The sequence below is a fragment of the Paenarthrobacter sp. AT5 genome, from assembly GCF_032764245.1.
Taxonomy (GTDB): domain Bacteria; phylum Actinomycetota; class Actinomycetes; order Actinomycetales; family Micrococcaceae; genus Arthrobacter; species Arthrobacter ureafaciens.
In genome coordinates, this window is record NZ_CP136441.1 from 1,022,707 (window position 1) to 1,046,549 (window position 23,843).

General features: G+C 64.1%; 17 protein-coding genes. 12 read left to right on the forward strand and 5 right to left on the reverse strand.

The features are described from left to right. Positions 1-5: 5 nt before the first annotated feature. Together RI444_RS04845 and RI444_RS04850 are read left to right on the forward strand one after the other, a co-directional pair. Entirely contained in the window at positions 6-920 is a 915-nt protein-coding gene (locus tag RI444_RS04845) for an ATP-binding cassette domain-containing protein (protein WP_031216895.1), read from the forward strand. Beyond that, complete coding sequence (locus RI444_RS04850) at positions 917-1,939, forward strand: Gfo/Idh/MocA family oxidoreductase (RefSeq protein WP_069696151.1); 1,023 nt, start codon at positions 917-919, stop codon at positions 1,937-1,939. Before RI444_RS04845 ends, RI444_RS04850 begins: the two co-directional genes overlap by 4 nt. A 1,105-nt stretch (positions 1,940-3,044) precedes the next feature. On the opposite strand, the gene RI444_RS04855 is transcribed toward RI444_RS04850, so the two are convergent. Then, on the reverse strand, positions 3,045-5,969 hold the full coding sequence (locus RI444_RS04855; RefSeq protein ID WP_242703137.1) for a chitobiase/beta-hexosaminidase C-terminal domain-containing protein: 2,925 nt from the start codon (positions 5,967-5,969) through the stop codon (positions 3,045-3,047). A 198-nt stretch (positions 5,970-6,167) separates the two neighbouring features. Between RI444_RS04855 and RI444_RS04860 the strand changes: the two genes are divergently transcribed. Further along, positions 6,168-7,307, forward strand: coding sequence for an LOG family protein (locus RI444_RS04860; RefSeq protein WP_207605044.1), 1,140 nt, complete (start codon positions 6,168-6,170; stop codon positions 7,305-7,307). Here the strand turns inward: RI444_RS04860 and RI444_RS04865 are convergent. From RI444_RS04865 to RI444_RS04875, 3 genes are all read right to left on the reverse strand, one after another. Further along, positions 7,304-8,335, reverse strand: a complete 1,032-nt coding sequence (locus RI444_RS04865; protein WP_207605043.1) for a matrixin family metalloprotease — start codon at positions 8,333-8,335, stop codon at positions 7,304-7,306. The genes RI444_RS04860 and RI444_RS04865 overlap by 4 nt on opposite strands. A 160-nt stretch (positions 8,336-8,495) precedes the next feature. After that, on the reverse strand, positions 8,496-9,335 hold the full coding sequence (locus RI444_RS04870) for a matrixin family metalloprotease (RefSeq protein ID WP_373325254.1): 840 nt from the start codon (positions 9,333-9,335) through the stop codon (positions 8,496-8,498). A 139-nt stretch (positions 9,336-9,474) separates the two neighbouring features. Then, entirely contained in the window at positions 9,475-10,620 is a 1,146-nt protein-coding gene (locus RI444_RS04875) for a VIT1/CCC1 transporter family protein (RefSeq protein ID WP_062095452.1), read from the reverse strand. Positions 10,621-10,886: 266 nt separating this feature from the next. Here RI444_RS04875 and RI444_RS04880 point away from each other — a divergent pair, with 266 nt between their 5' ends. Further along, positions 10,887-11,078 carry a hypothetical protein gene (locus tag RI444_RS04880; RefSeq protein WP_021472776.1) on the forward strand — a complete coding sequence of 64 codons (192 nt, stop codon included), beginning with the start codon at positions 10,887-10,889 and terminating at the stop codon, positions 11,076-11,078. Between the two features lie 134 nt (positions 11,079-11,212). Here RI444_RS04880 and RI444_RS04885 read toward each other — a convergent pair whose 3' ends face one another. After that, entirely contained in the window at positions 11,213-12,730 is a 1,518-nt protein-coding gene (locus RI444_RS04885; RefSeq protein ID WP_021472775.1) for a sodium:solute symporter, read from the reverse strand. Positions 12,731-13,001: 271 nt separating this feature from the next. Here RI444_RS04885 and RI444_RS04890 point away from each other — a divergent pair, with 271 nt between their 5' ends. The 8 genes from RI444_RS04890 to RI444_RS04925 all read left to right on the forward strand — a co-directional run bounded on the left by RI444_RS04890 (position 13,002) and on the right by RI444_RS04925 (position 23,751). After that, positions 13,002-13,577 (forward strand): helix-turn-helix domain-containing protein, encoded by a 576-nt coding sequence (locus RI444_RS04890; RefSeq protein WP_021472774.1) that lies wholly within the window; start codon positions 13,002-13,004, stop codon positions 13,575-13,577. 171 nt (positions 13,578-13,748) lie between these two features. After that, positions 13,749-14,804, forward strand: coding sequence for an agmatinase (speB, locus tag RI444_RS04895; protein WP_207605042.1), 1,056 nt, complete (start codon positions 13,749-13,751; stop codon positions 14,802-14,804). Next, the gene (locus tag RI444_RS04900) at positions 14,801-16,504 is read left to right on the forward strand and encodes a thiamine pyrophosphate-binding protein (protein WP_021472772.1); all 1,704 of its coding nucleotides are present in this window, start codon (positions 14,801-14,803) and stop codon (positions 16,502-16,504) included. Before speB ends, RI444_RS04900 begins: the two co-directional genes overlap by 4 nt. A gap of 154 nt (positions 16,505-16,658) precedes the next feature. Further along, the gene (locus tag RI444_RS04905) at positions 16,659-17,141 is read left to right on the forward strand and encodes a MarR family winged helix-turn-helix transcriptional regulator (protein WP_021472771.1); all 483 of its coding nucleotides are present in this window, start codon (positions 16,659-16,661) and stop codon (positions 17,139-17,141) included. Between the two features lie 9 nt (positions 17,142-17,150). Beyond that, positions 17,151-19,229: an MDR family MFS transporter gene (locus RI444_RS04910; RefSeq protein ID WP_021472770.1), complete on the forward strand. Its 2,079-nt coding sequence runs from the start codon at positions 17,151-17,153 to the stop codon at positions 19,227-19,229. A gap of 252 nt (positions 19,230-19,481) precedes the next feature. Further along, positions 19,482-21,215 (forward strand): ABC transporter ATP-binding protein, encoded by a 1,734-nt coding sequence (locus RI444_RS04915; protein WP_021472769.1) that lies wholly within the window; start codon positions 19,482-19,484, stop codon positions 21,213-21,215. Beyond that, positions 21,212-23,296, forward strand: a complete 2,085-nt coding sequence (locus tag RI444_RS04920; protein WP_021472768.1) for an ABC transporter ATP-binding protein — start codon at positions 21,212-21,214, stop codon at positions 23,294-23,296. Before RI444_RS04915 ends, RI444_RS04920 begins: the two co-directional genes overlap by 4 nt. A gap of 38 nt (positions 23,297-23,334) precedes the next feature. After that, positions 23,335-23,751 (forward strand): acyl-CoA thioesterase, encoded by a 417-nt coding sequence (locus tag RI444_RS04925; RefSeq protein ID WP_031216655.1) that lies wholly within the window; start codon positions 23,335-23,337, stop codon positions 23,749-23,751. The last annotated feature ends 92 nt before the right edge of the window (positions 23,752-23,843 follow it).

The window sequence follows — 23,843 nt, forward strand, 5'->3', positions numbered from 1 at the left end:
GACCAATGAACGCACAACGAATCGACCAGCAAACCCTGCTAAGAGACGAGAAAGATCCTTTGACCCACACGCCCGTGCACCTGCTCTCCCTCGAAGCGGTCGGAAAGCACTACGGCAACATCATCGCACTGCGGGATGTCACCATGGCCGTGGACAACGGCAGGGTCACCTGCGTCCTGGGCGACAACGGCGCCGGCAAGTCCACGCTGATCAAGATCATCGCCGGCCTGCACCAGCACGACGAGGGCAGCTTCAAGATCATGGGCGAGGAGCGCAAGCTCGGCTCACCCCGTGAAGCCCTCGACGCCGGGATCGCGGCCGTGTACCAGGACCTCGCCGTCGTGTCGCTCATGCCGATTTGGCGGAACTTCTTCCTCGGTTCCGAACTCACAACCGGCGTAGGCCCGTTCAAGCGCATGGATGTCCAGAAGATGAAGGACATCACCAAGAAGGAACTCGCGGACATGGGCATCGACCTGCGCGATGTGGAGCAGCCCATTGGCCAGCTCTCGGGCGGTGAACGACAATGTGTCGCGATCGCCCGCGCCGTGTACTTCGGGGCAAAGGTCCTGATCCTCGACGAGCCGACAGCCGCGCTGGGAGTCAAGCAGTCCGGCGTCGTACTTCGCTACATCCTGCAGGCCCGCGACCGCGGCCTCGGCGTCATCTTCATCACCCACAACCCGCACCACGCGTACCCCGTGGGCGACCGGTTCCTGCTGCTCAAGCGCGGCAAATCGATTGGTTACTACGAGAAGAAGGACATCACGGTCGAGGAACTCACGGCCCAAATGGCCGGCGGCGCCGAACTGGCCGAACTCGCCCACGAACTCGAACAACTCGGCGGACACACCGAAGCGCTCAATGAGGTCAAGGCCGAAGTAGCAGACGTAGCCGACGCAGCACCGGAGAAGGCATGAAGGAAATAACGCTCGGCCTGGTGGGTGTGGGCCGCATCGGTGTGATGCATGCCCGGAACATCAGTGCGTTGAACGAGCAACTCAATCCTGAAGGAGTCAACGTCAGGCTCAAACTGACGGACGTTGCCGAGGAACACGCACGATCGGTGGCCCGGGACTTCGGCGCGGAGTACTTGCCGTCCGTGGAAGCCTTGATCGCCGCCGGCATTGACGGGTTGGTCGTGGCCACCGGGACAGCAACCCATCCGGATCTGATCATGGCGGGCGTTGATGCCGGTATTCCGGTCTTCTGCGAGAAGCCGGTGGCCGTCAACGTGGCAGAGTCCCTCCCGGTCCTGGACTACATCCGGGAAAAGGGCGGCACGGTCCAAATCGGACACCAGCGCCGCTTCGATTCCGGCTACCTCGAGGCCAAGCGGGCCTATGACGCCGGCGAACTCGGCTGGATCCATTCCCTGCGAGCGGTCACCTGCGACATGGCGCCGCCGCCCGTGTCCTTCCTGGCAACCTCAGGCGGACTCTTCCGGGACTGCTCGGTCCACGACTTCGACATCCTCCGCTGGTTGACGGGACGTGAAATCGTGGAAGTTTACGCGAAGGGCTCCAACAACGGCGACCCCGCAATCGGTGAGGTGGGCGACGTGGATACCGCTTTGGCAGTGGTGACGTTCGACGACGGCACTGTAGGCACGGTGTCGGCCAGCCGCTACAACGGGGCCGGGCATGATGTCCGGCTGGAGCTGCAGGGCTCGGAAGGATCCGTGGTGGTGGGCATGGACGACCAGATGGCGCTGCGTTCCGGAGAGCGCGGAATCACCTTCCCGGCGGGGACTCCGCACAAGACCTTTGCCGAACGGTTCGACCAGGCCTACCGCTCCGAAATGGCCGCGTTCGTGGAAGTGATTCTGGGGGAGCGCAAGAACCCCTGCACTCCCGAGGACGCGGTGGCCGCTTCCCGCGTGGCGGATGCGGCACAGGAATCGTTGGAGACGGGCGTCCCCGTGAGAGTCCCGGTGTAACTCTCTATCACTTCCCGACGCTTTTCCGCGGTTGCTCTATCACTTTCCGACGTTTTTCTACGGTTGCTCTATCACTTTCCGACGCCTTTCCGCGGTTGCTCTGCCAGATCCCGCGGGAAGGTTCGACGGCGGCACTCGGCCTGAGTGCCGCCGTCGAGCTTTTGGTGCGGATGGCTTTCCCTCCCAGCTCCGTTTACCCCGCAACCCTTCCCGCCGAACGCACCCAGTGCTAAGGGGGCATTCGGAGGCAAAGGGTGCGCCACCTGAGTGACGGACGCGGCACAGGAATCGTTGGAGACGGGCGTCCCCGTGAAAGTCCCGGTGTAACGCTCTATCACCTCCCGACGCCTTTCTGCGGTTGCTCTGCCAGATCCCGCGGGAAGGTTCGACGGCGGCACTCGGCCTGAGTGCCGCCGTCGAGCTTTCTGTGCGGCTGGCTTTCCCTCCCACTGGCGTCCCGCCCAGGTCCGTCTACCCCGCAACCCTTCACGCCGAATGCAGCCAGTGCTACGGGTGCATTCGGCGGCAAAGGGTGCGCCACCCCGAGTGGTGGACGCGGCACAGGAATCGTTGGAGACGGGCGTCCCCATGAAAGTCCCGGTGAAACGCTCTATCACTTCCCGACGCTTTTCCGCGGTTGCTCTATCACGTCTCGCGGGAAGGTTCGACGGCGGCACGGACTGGGTGCCGCCGTCGAACTTTCTGTGCGGCTGGCTCCCTGCCCGATTGGCGTCCCGCCCAGGCCCGTCCACCCCGCAACCCTTTCCGCCGAATGCCCCCAGTGTTCCCCACCGGTCAGGCCCCAGACCGCGGGCACCAAACCCCAGTGGCAGAGGGATGGTGGGGAGGGGGCGGGATGTGTGAGAGAGGAACCGGCAAAACCGGGTGGGATGTGGCAGAGGAACCGGCAAAACCCGGTGAGATGTGGGAGAGGGGTGGTGGGGAGGGGGTGGGATGTGAAAGAGGAACCGGCAAAACCCGGTGGGATGTGGAAGAGGGATGGTGAAAAAGGGGTGGGATGTGGCAGAGGGAGGGGGCGTGGCTGACGCGGGCCGGATGAGTCTGGGGGAAAACTCCGACCCGCGCCAGGTGTGTGGGGGTTGGATCAGGCGATGACTTTCATTCCCTGCCAACCCGTGCCCAAGCTGATCGGCGGCACGTTGCCCAGCGTTCCGCCACCCGATCCGGGGTACAGCCACAAGGTGTCTCCGATGCGGCCGAGGACGTCGTTCTTGCCGTCGCCATCAAGATCCCTGGGGCCGGCCAGCGCAGTGCGGGTGCTCCACCCGGTTGCGATCTGCTTCCAGGTCAGCCAGCCTCCGGAGCCATTTCCCGGATATAGCCATAATGCCCCTGTGTCGGTGCGCCGCGCCAGTACATCCCCCTTGCCGTCACCGTTGAAATCGCCGGTGCTGAAGATGGCGTTCATGACGTCCCAGCCCCAGCCGACGGTGTAGGGCGAGCGTTGTCCGCCGCTGCCGTTTCCTTCGTAGAGACGCAGTTCTCCGTTGCTCCTGCGGCCGATGAAATCGGGGATGCCGTCGCCACTGAAGTCGCCGGGGGAGAAGATCTGGGACATGGTGGTCCAGCCTGTGCTGACCTGTTTCCGGGCGCCGAAGCTGCCGGCTCCGTCGCCGGGGTAGAAGTACAGGATGTCTCCGGCACGGGCCAGAAGATCGTTCTTGCCGTCCCTGTTGAAGTCGCCCGGAGTGATGGTGTCGGTGATCGAGGACCAGGCCGGAGCCGCGAGGGCCACTTGCCGCGGCAGGAGTCCGCCGGCGCCGTCGCCCGGGTAGAGGTACAGGTTGCCGGCGGTGTCCGCAGCCAGGACGTCGGAGCGGCCGTCACCGCTGAAGTCATGGGTCGACGGCGGCCCGGCGGCGGGAACAGTGTAGGTCTGGGTTCCCACGGCCGAGGTATTGCCCTCCGCGTCCACTCCGATGTACTTGAGGGTCAGGGTGGAGCTGCCCATCACGAGGGGAGCGGTGTACTTGAGGTTGGTTGCGGATTCGGTGGTCGTCGGCGTGCTGCCGTCGGTGGTGTAGTAGATGGTTGCCGTTTCATTGGCGCTCAGGGTGATGGTGGCACCGCTGGCGAGGGCCCGCCCCGTCGGGTTGGCCGTGATCACCGGGGCAGTGGTGTCCGGGGGAATGGTGTAGGTCTGTGTCGCCACGTCGGAGGTGTTGCCCGCGGTGTCCTTCGCAAAGTACTTCAGCGTCATGGGACCGGGGCCCGTGAAGGTGATGGGTGCCGTGTACAGCAGACCTGCGGTGAGGGGGTCGGTGCCATCCTTCGTGTAGCGGATCTCGGCAGCCTCATTGGCGGTGAGGGTGATGTTCGTCCCTGCTGCGTATTCTCCGCTGGCCGGGTTGGCCGTCACGATGGGTTTGGTGACGTCGGGCCCGGTGGAGTAGGTCTGGGTGACCACTGCGGAGGAGTTGTTGGCGCCGTCCACTGCGAAGTACTTCAGCGTCAGCGGCCCGTTCAGGATGATAGGTGCCGTGTACTTGGTGCTGGCCGTGGTGGGCGTGGAGCCGTTGGTGGTGTAGTAGATCGTCGCGGTTTCGTTGGCCGTCAACGTGATGGCCTGGCCTGCGGCGTAGGTTCCGCCCTCAGGTGCCGCGGTGACCACCGGGGCCACATTGTCCGTACCGAGGTAGGCCTCGAACTCCGCCAGTCCGGCATTCGTGGTGCTGCCGCTGACTGAGGTGATGTTGAAACGCACTGAGCTCACGGTCTTGGCGGGGAAGTTGATGGTAAGCCCGGAGCCGTTGTTGGGCAGTGCCGGAACGGGGACCGTGCTGCCGTCCGAGAACACGAGGTTTCCGCCGGTCACCTGGTCGCTGAGGATCGGTCGGTCGCCAAGTGTCACGGCGTTGATCGTACGGGTGGGTGTGAAGTTGTATTGGATCCAGCTTCCTGCCTTCTCGCCGGCAGACACCCATTCACGGGACGCGTCCATCGGCGCACCCCAGAAGTAGCCGTCCCGGGCTTTTTCGGGGCTTTGGGCGGAGGCCTTCTGTGATGACGCGCTGACTGTGGTGCCCGTTGATTTGGCAGCGTTGCCCACCCACTCGATGGCCGTGATGTACTGCCGCTTCAACCACTCGTTGTAGGGGGAGTCCGGGCACCCTTCTCCAGGGCTGTTGCAGAGATACATATCGAAGTCTGCGAACCGGACAAACGTATCCACCTTGGCGGTCAGTTCAGATCCGGTGACGTTCTGCGGGTATTCGTCGATGACGTAGGCGTCATAGGCCATGGAGGTGTGCGGCCCGGTGTAGCTGCGGGTGGCCAGTTGCGCGAACTTGGCTGTGGCCCAGTGGTCGCTGTGGTCATAAGGGCTGTTGAAATTCCCGGTCCAGTCCTGCGTGCGGAACGTGGTGGGTTTGAAGTTCGCGACCAAGCGGTTGAGGGCGGTCTGGAACTGGGACTTGGTAAACGTGGCGGCGTTATCCACGGGCCTGATGGAGGACAAGCGGCCGTCCCACAGCTTGAGGATGCTTTGGGAATTGTAGGCAGCGCTCCCCAAACCGTTGGGGAAGCCGTCCGGCAAGCGCATGAACACCACGGAGATGTTCGGCGCGCCGTTGAGCGTCTGCATGGTCAGCGGCCGGTTGGGGACACCGGCGTCGGAGGTCGTCCAGGAGTCCGCCACACCGGCCATCTTGGCGTAGCTGGCCCTGATTCCCGCCTCCAGGCTGCGCCAGTACGTGGCCCCTTCGCCCGCTTCCCCTGCGGTGGTGAAGACGGTTTGGACGCATCGTTTCGCTTGGATGTCGCGCATGAAGTCGGGACTCAGGAAGATCAGGTCGTCATCGGTATGGCCCACGATCTGCATGGCCCCGCCGGTCCCCGCGCATGGGGGCACGGCGGCCGAGGCAGGTGCGGCAGAGGCCAGGACCAGTCCGCCGAAGGCCAAGGCAGGGCTAAGCACCATGCCGAGCACGCGGCGCACCAAGGAGCTGCGGGGGTGGCTGTTCAGGGGATTCGGATGACTCGGTCGACTGAAAAGATGTGAACGGACCACAACAATGCTCCTTGAGCAGACGTTGGGCCCCCCAGCCGGCGAACTTCAGACGCCCGTAACGAACGCCATTCGAATGAATTTATATGTGCCTTGCGGCCGCCGTTGGGGACGGAAACCGGTGCAGTGACCGCTACTGTACTCCTCGGGCCCGGCGCTGGGTAGACCTGCCGTTGAACTTTTCGCCACTACGCTGGGTCCATGACCCCGTCAGGTGCCCTGAATCCCAATCCGAGAACGCTTGATGTTGAAAACCTCATCCACTTCGACCGCTTGGTCAGCGCCGGGGCGCATTCAATGCACGGCTGGCACGCCCAGTCCCTGGACCTGCGCGGGCGCTCCCGTGAACTGCTGGCGCTGAACCCCCAGGGCGCGGTCTTCCTGGGCTGTACGTTCGACGACGGCGTGGAGGATCAGCTGCGCAGCCAGGGGGCGCTCATCTTCCCCAAATTGCAGGGTGTTCCGTTCAACCCCTACAGGGGCAGCCTTTACACGGCGGCCGAACTGTATCCCGGCATCTCTACCGAGGAATATGAGCACACTTTGGACGCGCGGGTCTATCACTGGAGCATCCTGCCCGGCCAGCGCTCCCGGCTTGACTCAACACTCGCCGCGGCCCTGCACGACCACGCGATCGGCGACGCCCTGGAAGAGGCCCTGGCCAACGGGGCGCTCGCCGGGTCCAGGCTGGTGGGCGTCATGGGTGGCCATGCGGCGCAGCGCGGCAGCCGGGAGTTCTCCGACGCCGCCCGCTTGGGCCGCTTGCTCGCGAACGCGGGGCTCACGGTGGCCACCGGTGGCGGTCCGGGTGCCATGGAAGCGGCCAACATGGGTGCCTACCTCAGCGCAATGCCCGACGGCGACTTCCGCGCCGCGGTGCAGCAACTCGCCGCCGTCCCGGGGTTCCGTCCCTCGGTGACGGCGTGGGCGCGCCAGGCAGCCGCCGTCGTCGAAGATTATCCGGACGGTACGGCGACGCTGGGCATCCCCACCTGGTTCTACGGGCACGAACCGCCCAACCTGTTTGCCACCCACATTGCCAAGTACTTCGCCAACGCCATTCGTGAAGCCATCCTGCTGGAACTGTGCAACGGCGGGATTATCTTCCTCCCGGGAGCGGCCGGTACCGTGCAGGAAATCTTCCAGGACGCGTGCGAGAACTACTACGGAGCCCCGGAAACCATCACCCCCATGGTGCTGGTGGGCCGCGACCACTGGGAGAGGACATACCCGGCGTGGCCCATGCTGCAAAGCCTCGCCGCAGGACGTCCCATGGACCGGCAGATCTTCCTCGTGGACACGGTGGAAGAAGCAGTGGCGATCGTGGTGGGCCCGGCCTAGAAATTCTTGCTGCAGGGGCCCTTGCCGAGTTCGGCGAGGCCTGTCCGGTCACCGGCCGCGTATTGGCGCACCCACGAGGCTTGGTCGTACATCAGCTGGCGCGGATCATCCACGTGGTCCAAGCCCAGCAGGTGCCCCAACTCGTGCATGATCACTGCCACCCCGATCTCCCTGCCCCGCGGCGAATCCATGATTCCGGTGAACTGGGGAGCATCCAATGCCACTGAACCGGTGACATACGCCTTGTACCCGTTACTCAGGCCGATGGACGAGCTTCCGCCCAGGCCGACGGTTTGCCCGGCCAGGCGCGGCACTTCTTCGGGGGTGCTCCACGCAATGAGCACGGGAGCCCACCGGTCACCGTACATCTCCGGTTGGTAGCCCTCCCTGTTGGCTGACGGCAGCTCGGACGTGGGACCGTCGTAGATGAACTGGAGGCCGGTGGCCAGGCTCGCCTCCCGGATGGCTTCCTCCACCAGGGGCTGCCAGGAGGCCGGTGCCCTGGTGGAGTTGACCACGTAATGGATCGGCCTGCAGGGGGAGTAGGCCACGGGTGATCCGTCGTCCTTCACGGCCAGGAATTTGTAGGAAGAACTGGTGGGCCGGACAACCGGCGGGGTGCCCAGCGGCGCGTCCGCTTCCTCCCGCCCGGGAAGTGGATCCTCGCGTTGCCCGAACGGCAGGACACCCGGCCTGGGCGCTTGGCTTTGGGCCGTGGAACTGCCGCCCATCCACTGCTGCAGCTCACCGCCGAAGTACGCCCCGGCACACACGAGCCCAAGGACAACGAAGAGGAAGAAGACCGCCACGATGCTGCTGTGCTTGATCGGCCGTGTGGGCTGGTCGAGGGGGCCGCGCGGGTGCGTGGACCAAGGCGGCACCCCGACGGCCGGTGGCACGGGAGCGGCGGGCGGCACCCCGACGGCCGGTGGCACGGGAGCGGCGGGCGGCACCCCGGCAGGCTCGTCCGGGGATCGGCGCGCCGGGGGATAGGGGTCCGGCCCTTTCGCCGACCCATCAGGTTCCATTGAGCCCCCTGACCGGCGGCCGAAGCTGCGCGGTGGGCTGCCGCCGTCGGCCGTTTGGGCCAGCTTAGGACCCGCCAGCGGGAGAAGTCCATGGCGGGGCGCCACGCACGAGGCACCTGCCCCGCCAAACCCGTGTCACCAACCTGCCGGAACGGTACGCCTAGATGTCCTTCCGGCAGGGAGCCGAAGCCAGCATGCTCATGCCCGTCAGGTCACCGTCCGCCAAGCCGTCGGGCGCTCCGATCTCCGGGTACATCAGCTGGATGGGGTCTTCAACATGGTCCAGTCCCAGCACGTGTCCCAGTTCGTGCTGCATGACGGCAAGTACGTAGTCTGAGCCGCCGTCCTCGGCCAGGAGTTCCGAGATCTGGGGTGTATCCAACTCCAAGCTTCCCGTGATGTAGCTCTTGGTCCCGTTGTTGATCGAATACATGGTGCTGCCACCGGTGCCGATCACCTTGTCCGCCAAGGCAGGGGCAACCTCCGGCGTGGTCCACGAGATCAGCAAAGGCGCCCAGCGCTCGCCGTACTTTCCCGGCTGGTACGGCTCCCGTTTGTCCACGGGCTGTTCGTCGGTGGATCCGTCGTCGATGAACTGGATGCCGGCCGCAGCAGACACGTTGGCGAGGGCCGTTTCCAGGAGCTCGTCCGTGCCTGCGGGCGCTGCGGTGTCATTCACGACGTAGTGCAGCGGACGGCACGGTGAATAGCCAACCGGCGTGCCGTCGTCGTTGGTTGCCAGGAACTTGTAGGAATCGTTGGCGAGGTGGAGCGCCGACGGCGAGACCAGCGGCTTGTCCGCTTCCTCCAGTCCAGGCGGAGGTGCGTTCAAGGCCCGGGGGAACGGTTCCTGGTCCTGGCCACCGGGCTGCACGTTGGGCATGGCGAGCCCCGGGACAAGGCCGGTGATACGGGGATCGTTGTGCAGGAAACCACTGACGACCACCGCCACGGAGGCAGTCACGGCTGCCGTGAGGAGGCCCAGGACCGGACGCAGCACGCGTCCTTTCCGGCGGCGCCTAGGCACCCGGTATGCCTCAGGCTCCACAGTTCTCCCATCATTGCGCCCGGCACGCGGGGCGGCGTGGAGGACGCACCAAGATTACGGGACGGGCGCAGGCCCGTCCATTCGCGCCGCGTTAGACGATCACTGCTCCGAAGAGCAGGCCAAGCCCGTAGGTGGCGGCAGCGGCGCCTATGCCGATTCCCAGCTGCCGCAGCCCGCGGCTCAGCGGGGACGTTCCGGACAGCAAGCCCACGACGGCGCCGGTCGCCAACAGCGCGACGCCCACCAAGGCACCTGCGACGATCAGCGCAGCCCAACCGGTCATGCCGAAGATGAACGGGATGATGGGCACGATGGCGCCGGAGGCAAAGAAGCAGAAGCTGGACATCGCCGCGCCCCAGGCAGAGCCCACGGTTTCATGGTCGTCGGCGGGCTGTTCCTTTTCGGGTTGCAGCGAAAGGCTGGGGTCGCAGTCGCAACTGAACAGCCCCATGCGTTCGGCGGCCCGGTGCTCGGCGGCTTCCCGGGTCATGCCGCGTGCCAGGTACACCAGCACCAGTTCGTTGTGCTCCACGTCCAGCGACGGTGCCGCGGTCAGCGTTGCCTGCGTCGGCAGGGTGGCGTTGAGCAGTTCACGCTGGGAACGCACGGACACATACTCGCCGGCTCCCATGGACAAAGCACCGGCCAGCAGTCCGGCAACGCCGCTCATGAGCACCACCGCGCTGGAAACACCGGTGGCGGCCATGCCCATCACCAGGGAGAGGTTGCTGACCAGGCCATCGTTGGCGCCGAAGACTGCTGCACGGAAGGTTCCGGACAACCTGTTCCTGCCGCGTGTGGCGAGTCCGCGGACCACTTCCTCGTGGATCTGTTCGTCAGCCACCATGGCCGGCGTGGCCGAAGGATCGGTTCCGTAGGGAGAGCGGCCCTCGGCGCGCTGGGCCAGGGCGAGAACGAAGACCGACCCGAAGTGCCGGGCAAGGAACCCAAGGAGGCGGCTGCGGCCGGACGCTGCCTTGGGCATGCCGGCGTGCTCACCAAGGAGCTTGAGCCAGTGTGCCTCATGCCGGCCTTCGGCTTCGGCCAGGGCCAGGAGGATCTGGCGTTCCTCACCGTCGCGCCGCTGGGCGAGTTCACGGTATACGGCAGCCTCTGCACGCTCATCGGCAAGGTACTGGCGCCAGCGCTTGATGTCCGCGGACGATGGCGTTGTCTTTTGGGGCTGCGGGTCCGGAGCGGGGCTCGACGGATTGTTGGATTCCTGGTGCTTCTGCACTGCTTCTCCTGGGCTGGGTGGGGTAGTTTCGGCCCCATTGCACCGCCCACTGTACCGCTTATTTCCGCGGTTTTTTGGCTGGTATTCCTTACCGGGAATGTTCGGTGCGCCTTAATTTCGCCACCGGGCAGGACGCCTTCGCAGGCTCCGGCGGCGAGCGTATTGACCCTGTCCTCCCTCGGTGCTCAGATGGATAGACAGGCGCGGGAAGCTTCCCGCATTCGGTCAGCGGGCTGTTCCGCAGCCCACCACACGGAGGTTGCAGCATGAACACTGGATCACACTTCAACCACCCTGAACGGGCCACCATCGAATCCGATCCGGCCTTCGACTACAGCGAGGACCAGGAAGTGGACGAAGCCTGGGTGGAGGAAGAAGACGTGGCGGACGACGACGAACGCGTGGTGCCGATCGACCCCGCCGAAGAGGAATTCCGGGAAGGCGACGACGAACTTTAGCCCTGGCCTTCGGTAACCGTCTGATCCTGCCGTCTCCCGGGTAGCAGGTCCACGGGATTGCCGTGGAAAACGACAAAGCGGCGCTCCCCGCGAAAGGGGAGCGCCGCCGTCGGGCGTTGCTGCGTTGGGTGCCCTTACTTGGCCGGTGAGCTGAGCTCCTCCTCGGCCACCCGGGTGCCGGCTACACGGTCGGTCCAGGCCTTCATGACCGCAGGATCGGTGGGCTTGCTGAACAGCGAGACGGCTACGTAGACGATCGCCGAGGCAATCAGGCCGTAGTAGATGGGCTCGTTCGCGTAGATGCCGTCCAGGGGAGCCTTGGCGTTGATCTCAAGGATGATCATGGTGCCCAGGGTGATCACGGAGCCCACGGCCATGGAGGCCGCGGCCGCGATTCCCGTGCCGCGCTTCCATACCAGGCCACCGATGATGGCAACCAGCAGGCCGCCCACCAGGATGTCGTAGGCAATGGTCAGTGCTGCCACGACGTCCTTGGTGGAGATGGCGATGATGATGGCCACGATGCCGAGTCCCAGGACCCAGTAGCGGTTCGCCTTGACGTCATGCTCAGGGTTGTCGGAATCGTCGGTGTTGATGGTCTTGCCGAACCATCCGGCCACGAACGGCAGGACGTCTGCGCGGGCGACCGTAGCGGCTGCAATGAGCGCTCCGGAAGCGGTGGACATCATGGCCGCGACGGCTGCCGCGAGGACCAGGCCGCCGATGCCGATGGGCAGCAGGTTGGTGGCGACTTCCGCGTACACGTCATCCTTGGCTTCGATCTCGATGCCGGACAGGGCAACGCTTGCGGCCATGCCGATCAAGGCGCCGGCCAGGCCGTAAACGATGCAGTACACGCCGGCAGTTGCGCCGCCCCAGCGGGCAACCTTGGGGGTCTTGGCCGTGAAGACGCGCTGCCATATGTCCTGGCCGATCAGGAGGCCGAGCGTGTAGACCACGAAGTACGTGATGATCGTTTGGAGGCCGATGCCGCCGATGTCGAAAAAGCTGGCGTCAACGCGTTCACGGATGCCGTCCAGGCCACCCGCGGCGTTCATGGCGAAGGGGAGCATGAGGAAGAAAATGCCCACGGTCTTGATCACGAACTGCACCTGGTCAGCCAGGGTGATGGACCACATGCCGCCGATCGTGGAGTACACCAGAACGATCGCGCCGCCGATCGCGATGGCCAACCAGCGCTCCCAACCGAACAGCACCACGAAGATGGTGGCATAGGCGCCGGTCGAAGTGGCGCAGAGCATCAGGGTGTAGGCCAGCATGACGATGCCCGAGGTTTGCGTCGCCCGGCTTCCGTAGCGGAGGGTCAGCATCTGCGAGACGGTGTAGATCTTGAGCTTTTGGATGGTGCCTGCAAACAGGAGGCTGAGCAACAGCACGCCGGCGCCGATGGCTACCACCAGCCACATGCCTGAGATGCCGAACTTGTAGCCCAGGCCGACGCCGCCAACGGTGGACGCGCCACCGAGGACGACGGCGGCCATGGTGCCTGTGTAAAGGAAGGGGCCAAGGCGGCGGCCGGCCACCAGGAAGTCACTGTTGTTCTTGGTGCGGGACTTGCCCCACCATCCGAACGCCAGCATGGCAAGCAGATACACCACCACAATGGCGATGTTGATGAACGATGAGTCCATGAGTGAGTCCTTGGAGCTGATGCACGGAGGTTGGGGTTTTCGACGATACTCCTGGGGCGGGGTCGAAGTCTCCGTGCTGACGATGGGAGATTTGGGTTCGTGTTGTGTGCCTCACAGACAACACTTGTTGCCTCTGAGGATATGTTGTGATCGGAGTAACAGTCAAGAAGCTTTAGGTGGCTTCGGGCTTTGCATAGCTTCCGAAAGCTGCTCTGCGGCTACTATTGGCTGCAATGACAGGGCCGGTTGAACAGGCCTGAAAGGTTCGTGAATGAAGGCTCTCCCCGTTGAACCCAGCAACGTCCCCGTTGCCATCGGTTCAAGAATCCGAGCGGCGCGCCAGGCGCAGCGGCTAACCATCGAACAGGTAGCAGAGGCCACCGGGCTGACCAAGGGTTTCCTCAGTCGTGTGGAGCGCGACCTGACTTCCCCCTCGGTGGCGTCGCTGGTAACGCTGTGCCAGGTCCTTTCCGTCTCCGTGGGGGACTTGTTCGCAGCCCCGGAGACGCATCTGACCCGGCGCGACGAAGCTCCGCGGATTTCACTGGGCGGGCAGGGCATCGTTGAACGGTTGCTGACGGCCCGGTCCGAGCGCCGCCTCCAGATCCTGGGCGCGACCATCAAGCCGCGGGGTCGTGGCGAAAACGAACTGTATGCCGTTGACTGCGACGTGGACGTCCTTCATGTGGTCAAGGGGCGCATCAAGCTGATCCTCACCAATGAGGAGTATGACCTCGAAGAAGGGGACACCCTTTCTTTCCCCGGCCGGGAGCCCCACACCTGGATCAATCCCACGGACGAGACCGTAGAGGTGCTCTGGATCCTGGTGCCGGCCGCGAGCCGCTAAGACCCTTCGCGAGATGACAAATAATGCCAATGTTCGGGTTGAACATTGGCATTATTTGTCATCTCGGCGATTGCCCGGTGTGTAAACAGGTGATGCATATTAGGCAACTTTGAGTGTATGATGGGTGTCACAAACCCAGTTCCGTCCCACCACCTAAGGAGTTGCGCGATCTTGGAAGAGCTCCGCATCGAAGCCAACGGGAACCTTGGTCCCATCGATTCCTCCCGCATCCCGCGCTACGCCGGCGCCGCCACCTACGCCCGCCTGCCCCGCCTGGACCAGGTCTCCAAAGCTGACGTGACCGTGGTTGGCGTTCCTTTCGACTCCGGCGTCTCCTACCGCCCCGGCGCCCGCTTCGGTGCCAACCACGTGCGTGAGGCCAGCCGCCTGCTGCGCCCGTACAACCCGGCGTGGGACGTCAGCCCCTTCGAGAACATCCAGGTGGCCGACGCCGGGGACATGGCAGTGAACCCCTTCAACATCAACGAGGCCATCGAGACCATCCAGCAGAATGCGCTGGACCTCACGGCGAACGGCAGCAAGCTCGTCACCCTCGGTGGCGACCACACCATCGCCCTCCCGCTGCTTCGCGCCGCCGCGGAACGTGCGGGGGAGCCCATCGCCATGCTGCACTTCGACGCACACCTCGATACCTGGGACACCTACTTCGGCGCCGAGTACACCCACGGGACGCCGTTCCGCCGTGCGGTAGAAGAAGGCATCCTGGATACCGAAGCCATCAGCCACGTCGGAACCCGCGGCCCGCTGTACGGCAAGAAAGACCTCGACGACGACCACCGCTTTGGGTTCGGAATCGTCACCTCCGCGGACGTTTACTACCAGGGCGTCCTGGAGACGGTGGCCAAGATCCGCGACCGCATCGGCAACCGTCCGCTGTACATCTCCGTGGACATTGACGTCCTGGATCCGGCCCACGCGCCCGGCACGGGCACCCCCGAAGCCGGCGGCATCACCAGCCGCGAACTCCTGGAGATCATCCGCGGCTTCCGCGGCATGAATCTCGTGGGAGCGGACGTTGTTGAAGTCGCCCCGGCCTATGACCACGCGGAAATTACCGGTGTTGCCGGCAGCCATGTTGCCTACGAACTGGTTACCCTGATGGCCGACAACGCGGTGGAAGGCGACCGTCACGGCACGCCGAACGGCTACGCGCAGCAGGCCCTCGGCGCCCGCATCGAAGAGCTGGCCAAGGCGACGCGGCGATGATCGATTTTGATCCGGGCACAGCAGCCCCGACCCGTGAAACCGGGCAGCGCAACGGCGGGGACCTCGTCGTCGAGACCCTCGAAGCGCTCGGCGCCAAGACTGTCTTCGGCATCCCGGGCCAGCACGCGCTGGGCTTGTTTGATGCGATGGGCCGCGGGAACCTGCACTTCGTCTCTTCGCGTGTGGAGAACAACTCGGCGTTCGCCGCGGACGGGTACTCCCGCGCCACCGGCGAGGTGGGCGTGCTGTTCCTCTCCACCGGCCCCGGGGCGTTGACGTCCTTGGCTGGTTTGCAGGAGGCGTACGCAACGGGTGTTCCCATGGTGGTGGTGGCCAGCCAGATTCCGCTGGACGGACTGGGTGCCCGCCGCAAGGGCATGCTGCACCAGCTTGATGACCAGAAGGCCTCGGCGGCCAACGTGACCAAGAGCCAGCGCCTGATCCAGCACGCCTCCGGGATCCCGTCGGCTATCCAGGACGCCTGGACCGAGGCGATCTCCTCACCGCAGGGCCCGGTCTGGATCGAAATCCCGCAGAACGTGCTGTTGGACCCGATCGTGGTTCCGCCGGTCGAGGACGCCCTGGCTGAAGCTTTTGACAACCCGCCCCGGGTTGAGCTGATCCGTGAGGCAGTGAAGTGGCTTACGACGGCGGAACGTCCGGCGATCATCGCAGGCGGCGGCACGCGTCGCGGCCGTGGCGAAAAGGCGCTGCTGTCCATTGCCGAACAGCTCCGGGCACCCGTCATTTGCACGCCGGGCGGAAACGGCGCCTTCCCGTGGAACCATGAACTGTCCCTGCAGTCGTGGATCGAGGACCGGTACATGACCGACGTCCTGGAGGACGCGGATGTGTTGATCGTCATCGGTTCATCCCTGGGAGAAGTGACCTCGAACTACTTCACGTTCGAGCCGCGTGGGCGGATCATCCAGATCGATGCCGAGCCCCGCGTATTGGAGTCGAACCGGCCCGGGCTGGGTATCCGCGCCGATGCCGGGCAGGCATTGGCTGCCTTGGACCAGGCCCTTGCCGAGGCCGACGCCGCCAATACGGCGGTTCGCTCCTGGCACGGCACCAGCCCGGAAGAACTGGTGAAGGAATCTCTGGCCAAGGTCAAGGCCCGCTTGGAATCGCAGGACCTGGCCAAGGAACTGAAGTTCATGTCCGACATCCGCGAGGCTGTCCCTGACATCATGCAGACCTTCTGGGACATGACCATTGCGGCGTACTGGGGCTGGAGTTGCTGGGATGCCCGCGAAGGCCAGTTCCACTCCGCCCAGGGCGCAGGTGGACTGGGTTACGGCTTCCCGGCCGCGATCGGCGCTGCTGTAGGTTTGGAAACCGTCGGCAAACCCAGCAGGGTGCTGGCAGTTTCCGGTGACGGTTCGTCGATGTATTCCATCGCCGAGCTGGCAACTGCCAAGCAGCACAACGTCCCGGTCACGTGGCTCATTGTGGACGATGGCGGCTACGGCATCCTTCGCGAATACATGGTGGGCGCCTTCGGCAAAGCCACCGCAACGGAGCTTGCCCGCCCCGATTTCGTCAAGCTGGCTGAGTCGTTCGGCGTCCCGGCCCGTAGGGTGGCCCCGGAGGAAGTGGGGGACGCGCTCAAGGCCTCCTTCGCCGCGGACGGGCCCAACGTCGTCGTGGTTGAAACGCTGCTCAAGATGTTTGGTCCCACGCACCTGGACGACTAGACACATCCACGAACTTAAAAGGAACCAAGAGGACCCCGCACGGCATTGCCGGGCGGGGTCCTTTTGCTGTGGAGCAGTCTTCCGCATTTTTAGTTTCCCAAAGTAATCAATCGAAGGTATAGTTGCTTTAGGCAAACAAAAAGGGGTGCATTTCATGTCCGTCGGTTCAACCACGGCCACCGACCTTGTCCATCAGATCTTCGACCTGCAAAGGACCCTGCGCTGTGTGGTGGCCGCCCAACTGGGCCGGGTGCCCGACCTCGGGGTTGCTGCCCAAGGCGTCATGCGTTACATCGGCGATGGGGAGGCCAGGGCTACGCACTTGGCGGCCCGCCTCGGCGTCAGCGCGCCGGTGCTCAGCCGGCACATTGCTGAACTGGAGGAGCTCGGCTACGTCGTCAGGCGTCCGGACCCGGCCGACGGCAGGGCGCAACTGCTGGCCCTGTCCGAAGGCGGCCTCGTGAAGCTGCGCGAGTTCGAAGAACAGCGCAGCAGCAGGTTGCGTGACTACCTGGCGGACTGGAGTGAAGAAGACGCCTTGGAAGCTACGCACGTCCTGCAGAAGCTCTCCACATCCCTTAAGGATTCCATCCGGGCAACGGCGGCCGGTTCCACAACCACCAAACTCTCAGTTTAGGAGCCACGAATGGCCAAACCATCAACCCAGGCCCCGGGCGCGGGGCAGGCTTCGGCCAGCGGCGCTGCTGCGCCCATGACGCACCGCCAGATCATGGAAGCGCTCACGGGCCTGCTCGCTGCCTTCTTCACGGCAATCCTCAGCAGCACGATCGTGGCAAACGCACTGCCCACCATCATGTCCGAGCTTCATGGCACCCAGACCGATTTCGCCTGGGTTATCACCGCGGCGCTGCTGGCCAACGCTGCAACGACGCCCATTTGGGGCAAGCTCGCCGACCTCTTCGACAAGAAGCTCCTGGTCCAGCTGAGCATCATCATCTTCGTGGCGGGCTCCGTCATGGCCGGCCTGTCGGAAACCATTCCGCTGCTGCTCACCGCCCGCGTCATCCAGGGTGTCGCCATGGGTGGCCTCACCGCGTTGGCGCAGGCCATCATTGGTTCCATGATTCCGCCGCGGGACCGCGGCAAGTACTCCGGGTACATGGGCGCCGTCATGGCCGTAGGTACCGCGGGTGGACCGTTACTGGGCGGCTTCATCGTTGACAGCCCGCTGGGATGGCGCTGGACGTTCTTCGTCTGCGTGCCGCTGGCAGTGGTTGCGCTGATCCTGCTCCAGATCACGTTGAAGATCCAGCACATCAAGCGCCCGGCGAAGATCGACTGGCTCGGCTCCATCCTCCTGACGTCCGGCGTCAGCCTGCTCCTCATCTGGGTCTCCTTCGCGGGTGATCCGGAGTACTACGACTGGGTGTCCTGGCAGTCAGCCCTCATGGTGGGTGGTGGCGTGGTCTTGTTGGCCCTGCTGGTGTTCGTCGAGGGCAAGGTCCAGCAGCCCATCATTCCGCTCAAGATCATCTCCGAGCGCACCACGGCCCTGGCCATCCTGGCTTCGGTGTCCGTAGGCATCGCGATGTTCGGTTCCTCCACCTTCCTTGGTCAGTACTTCCAGGTAGCCCGTGGAGCCACGCCCACCGAGGCGGGACTCCTGACGCTGCCGATGATCGCCGGAAACCTGATCGGGTCCGTTGCCAGCGGTATCCTCATCAGCCGCTTCGGCAAGTGGAAGAGGTTCCTCATTGCCGGCAGCGTCCTGTTGATCGGCGGCCTGGCCTTCGCCGGCACCATGGACCACACCACCGAGCTGTGGCTTGTGGCCATCTACACGGCAGTGTTCGGCCTCGGACTGGGCATGCTGATGCAGAACCTGGTGTTGGCAGTACAGAACACCGTCCGCGCCACGGACATCGGTACGGCCAGCGCCTCGGTGGCGTTCTTCCGCTCCGTAGGCGGCGCGATCGGCGTCTCCGTGCTTGGCGCCATCATGTCCAACCATGTGAAGGACCTTGCCGCTGAGGGACTCGCTGCGGCCGGCATTCCCGTCCAAGGTGACTCCTCCGGAGCCAGTTTGGACCTCGCCGACATGCCCGCTCCCATTGCGGACATCATGCGCGCTGCCTACGGCGACGCCACGGCCCAGATCTTCCTGATCTCGGCAGTGATCAGTGTGGTGGCGCTCATCGCAGTACTGCTCATCAAGGAACGTCCGCTGCGCCGCACCGTTGACGCGGCACCCGAGAAGGAACTGATCGCCACTGCCTCCGGTGACGCCGGCATGTCCCTGGACACCGCCTCCCTCGACGCGGTCAAACCCGACGACGGAACCCGACTGAGGTCCTCCGGCGCCGGAAATGCCGTGGGACACGGGCGAAGCGGCAAACCCATGGGCGAACGCTCAGCGGAAGACCTGGACCTCGAGTTCGCCCGGATCCTCACACAGGAACGCCCGAACTCCCAGGCCTCCAATACCGATGCCAAGCCGGCCGACGTGAAGGAACTGCAGGAACAGCTCTCCCGCACCCAGTATGTCCTGGCGGAGCAGCAACTGCAATTGAGCCGGGCCAACGTGGAGTTGCAGGCACGCCTGCGGGAACAGCAGTCACTGGCCGAACAGCAGGCCCGCACCGCCGACGAGCTGAAAGCGCTGCGACGCGAGCTCAAGCGCGAACGCCGGCAGCAGGAACGCACGGCATTGATGCTCCTCCAAGGCGTCGAGTCCCGACCGGACCACGGCAAGCACGCAGGCTAGTTCCTCCGCGGCGTCCGCACCAATCAAGGCGCCGGCCGGGTCATCCAGCCGGCGCCTTGCTCTGCGCACCCAAGGTCTGCTGATCCTCCGGGAGAACCGGAAACGAATGGACTAATCCGCTGGGATGATCTTTGTCCGTGGTTGTTTCGCGGGGGCAGGGGATTACGTAGAGTAAGGACGCTAATACTGTCAGCGCCTGCTGCTAAAACTTCTTTTACCTCATTCACGCACTCTCCTTAAGGATCCGTGGGCATGCTTGTCACCCTTATACGGCGCTACTCCAAGCCGTATTTGCCGCAGATAGTGGCCGTCCTGATATTCCAGTTGGCGTCCACTATTGCCACGCTGTACCTCCCCAGCCTCAATGCCAAAATCATTGACGAGGGAGTCTCCCGCGGCGATACCGATTTCATCTGGCGCACCGGTGCACTCATGCTCGCCGTTGCCCTGGGCCAGGTACTTACCGCCATCGCAGCCGTCTACTTCGGCTCCCGGACGGCCATGGCAATCGGCCGGGACCTCCGCCGCTCCGTCTACCGCCAAGTCAGCAGTTTCTCAGCGCAGGACGTCAACCGCTTCGGTGCTCCGACGCTGATCACCCGCGGCACCAACGACGTCCAGCAGGTCCAAATGCTGGTGCTGATGGGCCTGAACTTCATGGTTTCCACACCCATCATGTGCGTGGGTGGCATCATCATGGCTCTTCGCGAGGATTTGTCCCTTTCCTGGCTGGTCTGGGTTTCCGTACCGTTACTGGTAGCCGTGGTGGGGTACCTCGTGGTCCGGCTGATGCCGTTGTTCCGCTCGATGCAGGCCAAGATCGACGCCATCAACGGGGTACTCCGCGAACAGATCATCGGTATCCGCGTTGTACGTGCCTTCGTCCGTGAGCCTTATGAGGCAAAGCGGTTCGGTGATGCCAACCAGGACCTCACCGCGGTGTCGGTCAAGATCGGCAACCTCTTCGTCCTGATGTTCCCTGCCATCGGCATGATCCTCCACCTTTCCACTGCTGCCGTGCTGTGGTTCGGCGGCCAACGCGTTGACTCCGGGGAGATGCAGGTGGGGGCACTCACCGCCTTCCTCCAGTACCTGCTCCAGATCCTGATCGCCGTCATGATGGGTACCTTCATGGCGATGATGATTCCGCGCGCCTCGGTGTGTGCAGACCGCATTGGCGAGGTGCTCGATGTCGAACCCTCCATCCACAACCCTGTCAACCCGGTGGTTCCAGCTGCCAAGGCGGGCCGCGTGGAGTACCGGGACGTGACGTTCAAGTACCCGGGCGCCGAAGCCCCGGTGCTGAGCAATGTCTCCTTCACGGCCGAACCCGGCAAGACGCTGGCCATTATCGGATCAACCGGCGCGGGCAAGACCACTCTGGTTTCCCTGCTGCCGCGGCTCTATGACGTCGCTTCCGGTGAAGTACTGCTCGATGGCGTCCCGGTCACCCAACTGGATGCCTCGGAGATCAGCAGCCGCGTGGCCGCTGTTCCGCAAAAGCCCTACCTGTTCTCCGGCACCATCGAACACAACCTGCGGTTCGGCAAGACGGAAGCCACGGACCAGGAACTGTGGGACGCGCTGGAAACGGCGCAGGCCAAGGGATTTGTGGAGGAGAAGTCCGCCGGCTTGAACCGCCGGATCTCCCAGGGCGGAACCAACGTTTCCGGCGGGCAGCGCCAGCGCCTTTGCATCGCCAGGGCCTTGGTCACAAAACCCAATGTCTACGTGTTCGACGATTCGTTCTCCGCTTTGGACGTTGCCACCGACGCCCGCCTGCGGAAGGCATTGAAAGCCAAGACGCAGGACGCCACGGTGATCATCGTCGCCCAGCGGGTGTCCACCATCCAGGACGCCGATGAGATCCTCGTGCTGGACAACGGCCGGATCGTGGACCGCGGAACGCACGACGAACTCTTGGAAACCTCGCCCACTTATCAGGAAATTGTTGAATCGCAGCTGAGCGTAGAGGAAATGGCATGAGCGGGCAGGACCAGCAGAAGAAGCGCGGCTGGGCTGCGAAGGCAGAAGCTGCCAAAGCCGCCAAAGCGTCGGCCGCGGCGGACGTCGCCACTGAGGCCATGGAGGACGAGGACTTCGCCGAAGAGGAGTACGTCCCCACGGAGGCCGACGGCGGCATGTTCGGTGACGTGCCGGCCAAGAAGGCGAAGGCCTTTTGGCCCTCCGCCAAGCGACTCATGGGGTTGCTGAAGCCCGAGCGCATCGGCGTCTCGATCGTTATTGGGCTTGTTGTTGTTTCCGTGGTGCTGAACGTCATTGCACCGAAGATCCTCGGCAGCGCCATGGACGTCATCTTTGGCGGCGTCATCGGCAAGCAGCTCCCTCCCGGAGTGAGCCCGGAACAGTTCGCGGAAATCATGCGCCAGCAGGGCCAGGACAACTTCGCGGACATGGTCTCCAAGATGACGCTGACCAACGGCATCGACTTCCCCAAGCTGACGTTCTTGATCTCGATCGTGCTCCTGATGTACTTCGTGGCCAACATTTTCCTGTGGGCCCAGGGGTGGTTGCTGAACCGGATTGTCATGCGGGTCATCAAGAATCTCCGCGATGAGGTCCAGGCCAAGCTGAACCGGCTGCCGCTGAACTACTTCGACACCCGCCAGCGCGGTGACATCCTGTCCCGCGTCACCAACGACGTCGACAACGTGCAGCAGGGCCTGCAGCAGGCCTTCGCGCAGTTGGTCAGTTCGGTACTGACGGTCCTGGGCATCATCGTGATGATGTTCATCGTGTCTTGGGAACTGGCCCTGATCGCGCTCATCGCGCTGCCGCTGTCCGGTGTCCTGGCAGGTGTCATAGGTGCCCGCAGCCAGAAGCTCTTTGCCGCCCAGTGGAAGAACACGGGCGCGCTGAACGGCCAGATCGAGGAATCGTTCTCCGGACACGACCTCGTGAAGGTCTTCGGTCGCGATGCAGACATGTTGATTCGCTTCGACGAAAAGAACGAGGAACTCTACAAGGCCTCGTTCGGGGCGCAGTTCGTCTCCGGCATCATCTTCCCGGCCATGAACTTCGTGTCCTACTTGTCCTACGTCGGCATCGCAGTTGTGGGCGGCCTGCGCGTTGCGTCGGGTTCCATGAGCCTGGGCGATGCCACAGCCTTCATCCAGTACTCCCGCGAGTTCACCCAGCCGCTGGGCCAGATCGCCGGTATGGCCAACATGCTGCAGTCCGGTGTGGCATCCGCCGAGCGTGTGTTCGAGTTCCTCGACGCCGAGGACGAAGTCCCGGAGACCGGAACAAGGAACCTGCCGCCCAAGACCGATGGCCACGTCGAGTTCGACCACGTCTACTTCAGCTACGTGGAGGACAAGCCGCTGATCGAGGACCTGTCATTCAGCGCCGAGCCCGGCCACACCGTGGCGATTGTCGGGCCCACGGGTGCAGGCAAGACCACGCTGGTGAACCTCGTGATGCGCTTCTACGAACTCAACGCCGGACGGATCACCTTGGACGGCGTCGACATCAAGGAGCTCAGCCGTGCGGAACTGCGTTCCAAGGTGGGCATGGTGCTTCAAGACGCCTGGCTCTTCGGTGGGACTATCTACGACAACATCCGGTACGGCAACCTTGACGCCACGGAAGAGCAGATCATGGAGGCCGCCAAGGCGACCTACGTGGACCGCTTTGTCCGGGCCCTTCCTGACGGCTACCAGACCATCATTGATGAAGAAGGCAACAACGTCAGTGCCGGTGAGAAACAGCTCATCACCATTGCCAGGGCCTTCGTCTCCAACCCGTCACTGCTCATCCTTGACGAAGCCACCAGCTCTGTGGACACCCGCACGGAACTGCTGCTCCAGAAGGCGATGGCAGCCCTCCGCACGGACCGCACCAGCTTTGTGATCGCCCACCGGCTCTCCACCATCCGTGATGCCGACACCATCCTGGTGATGGAAAACGGGCAAATCGTGGAGCAAGGCAACCACGGCCAACTGCTGGCACGGCAGGGCGCGTACTACCGCCTGTACATGTCGCAGTTCGCGGGTGAAGACGCCGAGGAAGTCTCGGTGGATGATTCGACGGCGGTGCACAGCTGAGTATCGGAACGCCCCGGCGCATGGAGGTACTGGTACCCATGCGCTGGGGCGACATGGATGCGTACGGCCACATCAACAACGTGCAGATCGTGCGCATGCTCGAAGAAGCCCGCATTGCTGCTTTCGGGCCGCCGGCCGGTGCCGGATTGCCTGGCGTTGAGCCGCCCGCAGCGTTGTTCAACGACGTCGGAGAAGGCATCATGACGCTCGTGGTGGAACACAAGGTCAGGTACGTCCGCACCCTGGAGTACCGCAATGTGCCGGCCGTCGTCGAGATTTGGGTTGGCGCCATCAAGGGTGCCAGCTTCGATCTCCACTACGTCATCAAGGACCCTGTTACCAAGGAAGAGTGCGTCAAGGCCAGCACGCACCTGGCTTTCGTGGCCGAGTCAACGGGGAGGGTGCTGCGCCTGACCCCTGAGCAGAAGGAAAAGCTCGAAGCCTACCGCGCGTAAATCCCCACGCCCTGCTGCCTGGATGATGTGGAATTCCTAAGCGGCAGGCGTGGTGCGCCCAGTCCGGGCGACCTAGAGTTTCCTCATGAGAC

Coding starts and splice junctions, on each gene's coding strand:
- RI444_RS04850 (WP_069696151.1), top strand. CDS start 917: ATGAAGGAAATAACGCTCGGCCTGGTGGGTGTGGGCCGCATCGGTGTG.
- RI444_RS04910 (WP_021472770.1), top strand. CDS start 17,151: ATGGCCAAACCATCAACCCAGGCCCCGGGCGCGGGGCAGGCTTCGGCC.
- RI444_RS04865 (WP_207605043.1), bottom strand. CDS start 8,335: ATGGAACCTGATGGGTCGGCGAAAGGGCCGGACCCCTATCCCCCGGCG.
- RI444_RS04860 (WP_207605044.1), top strand. CDS start 6,168: ATGACCCCGTCAGGTGCCCTGAATCCCAATCCGAGAACGCTTGATGTT.
- RI444_RS04880 (WP_021472776.1), top strand. CDS start 10,887: ATGAACACTGGATCACACTTCAACCACCCTGAACGGGCCACCATCGAA.
- RI444_RS04890 (WP_021472774.1), top strand. CDS start 13,002: ATGAAGGCTCTCCCCGTTGAACCCAGCAACGTCCCCGTTGCCATCGGT.
- RI444_RS04920 (WP_021472768.1), top strand. CDS start 21,212: ATGAGCGGGCAGGACCAGCAGAAGAAGCGCGGCTGGGCTGCGAAGGCA.
- RI444_RS04905 (WP_021472771.1), top strand. CDS start 16,659: ATGTCCGTCGGTTCAACCACGGCCACCGACCTTGTCCATCAGATCTTC.
- RI444_RS04925 (WP_031216655.1), top strand. CDS start 23,335: ATGCGCTGGGGCGACATGGATGCGTACGGCCACATCAACAACGTGCAG.
- RI444_RS04845 (WP_031216895.1), top strand. CDS start 6: ATGAACGCACAACGAATCGACCAGCAAACCCTGCTAAGAGACGAGAAA.
- RI444_RS04885 (WP_021472775.1), bottom strand. CDS start 12,730: ATGGACTCATCGTTCATCAACATCGCCATTGTGGTGGTGTATCTGCTT.
- RI444_RS04900 (WP_021472772.1), top strand. CDS start 14,801: ATGATCGATTTTGATCCGGGCACAGCAGCCCCGACCCGTGAAACCGGG.
- RI444_RS04915 (WP_021472769.1), top strand. CDS start 19,482: ATGCTTGTCACCCTTATACGGCGCTACTCCAAGCCGTATTTGCCGCAG.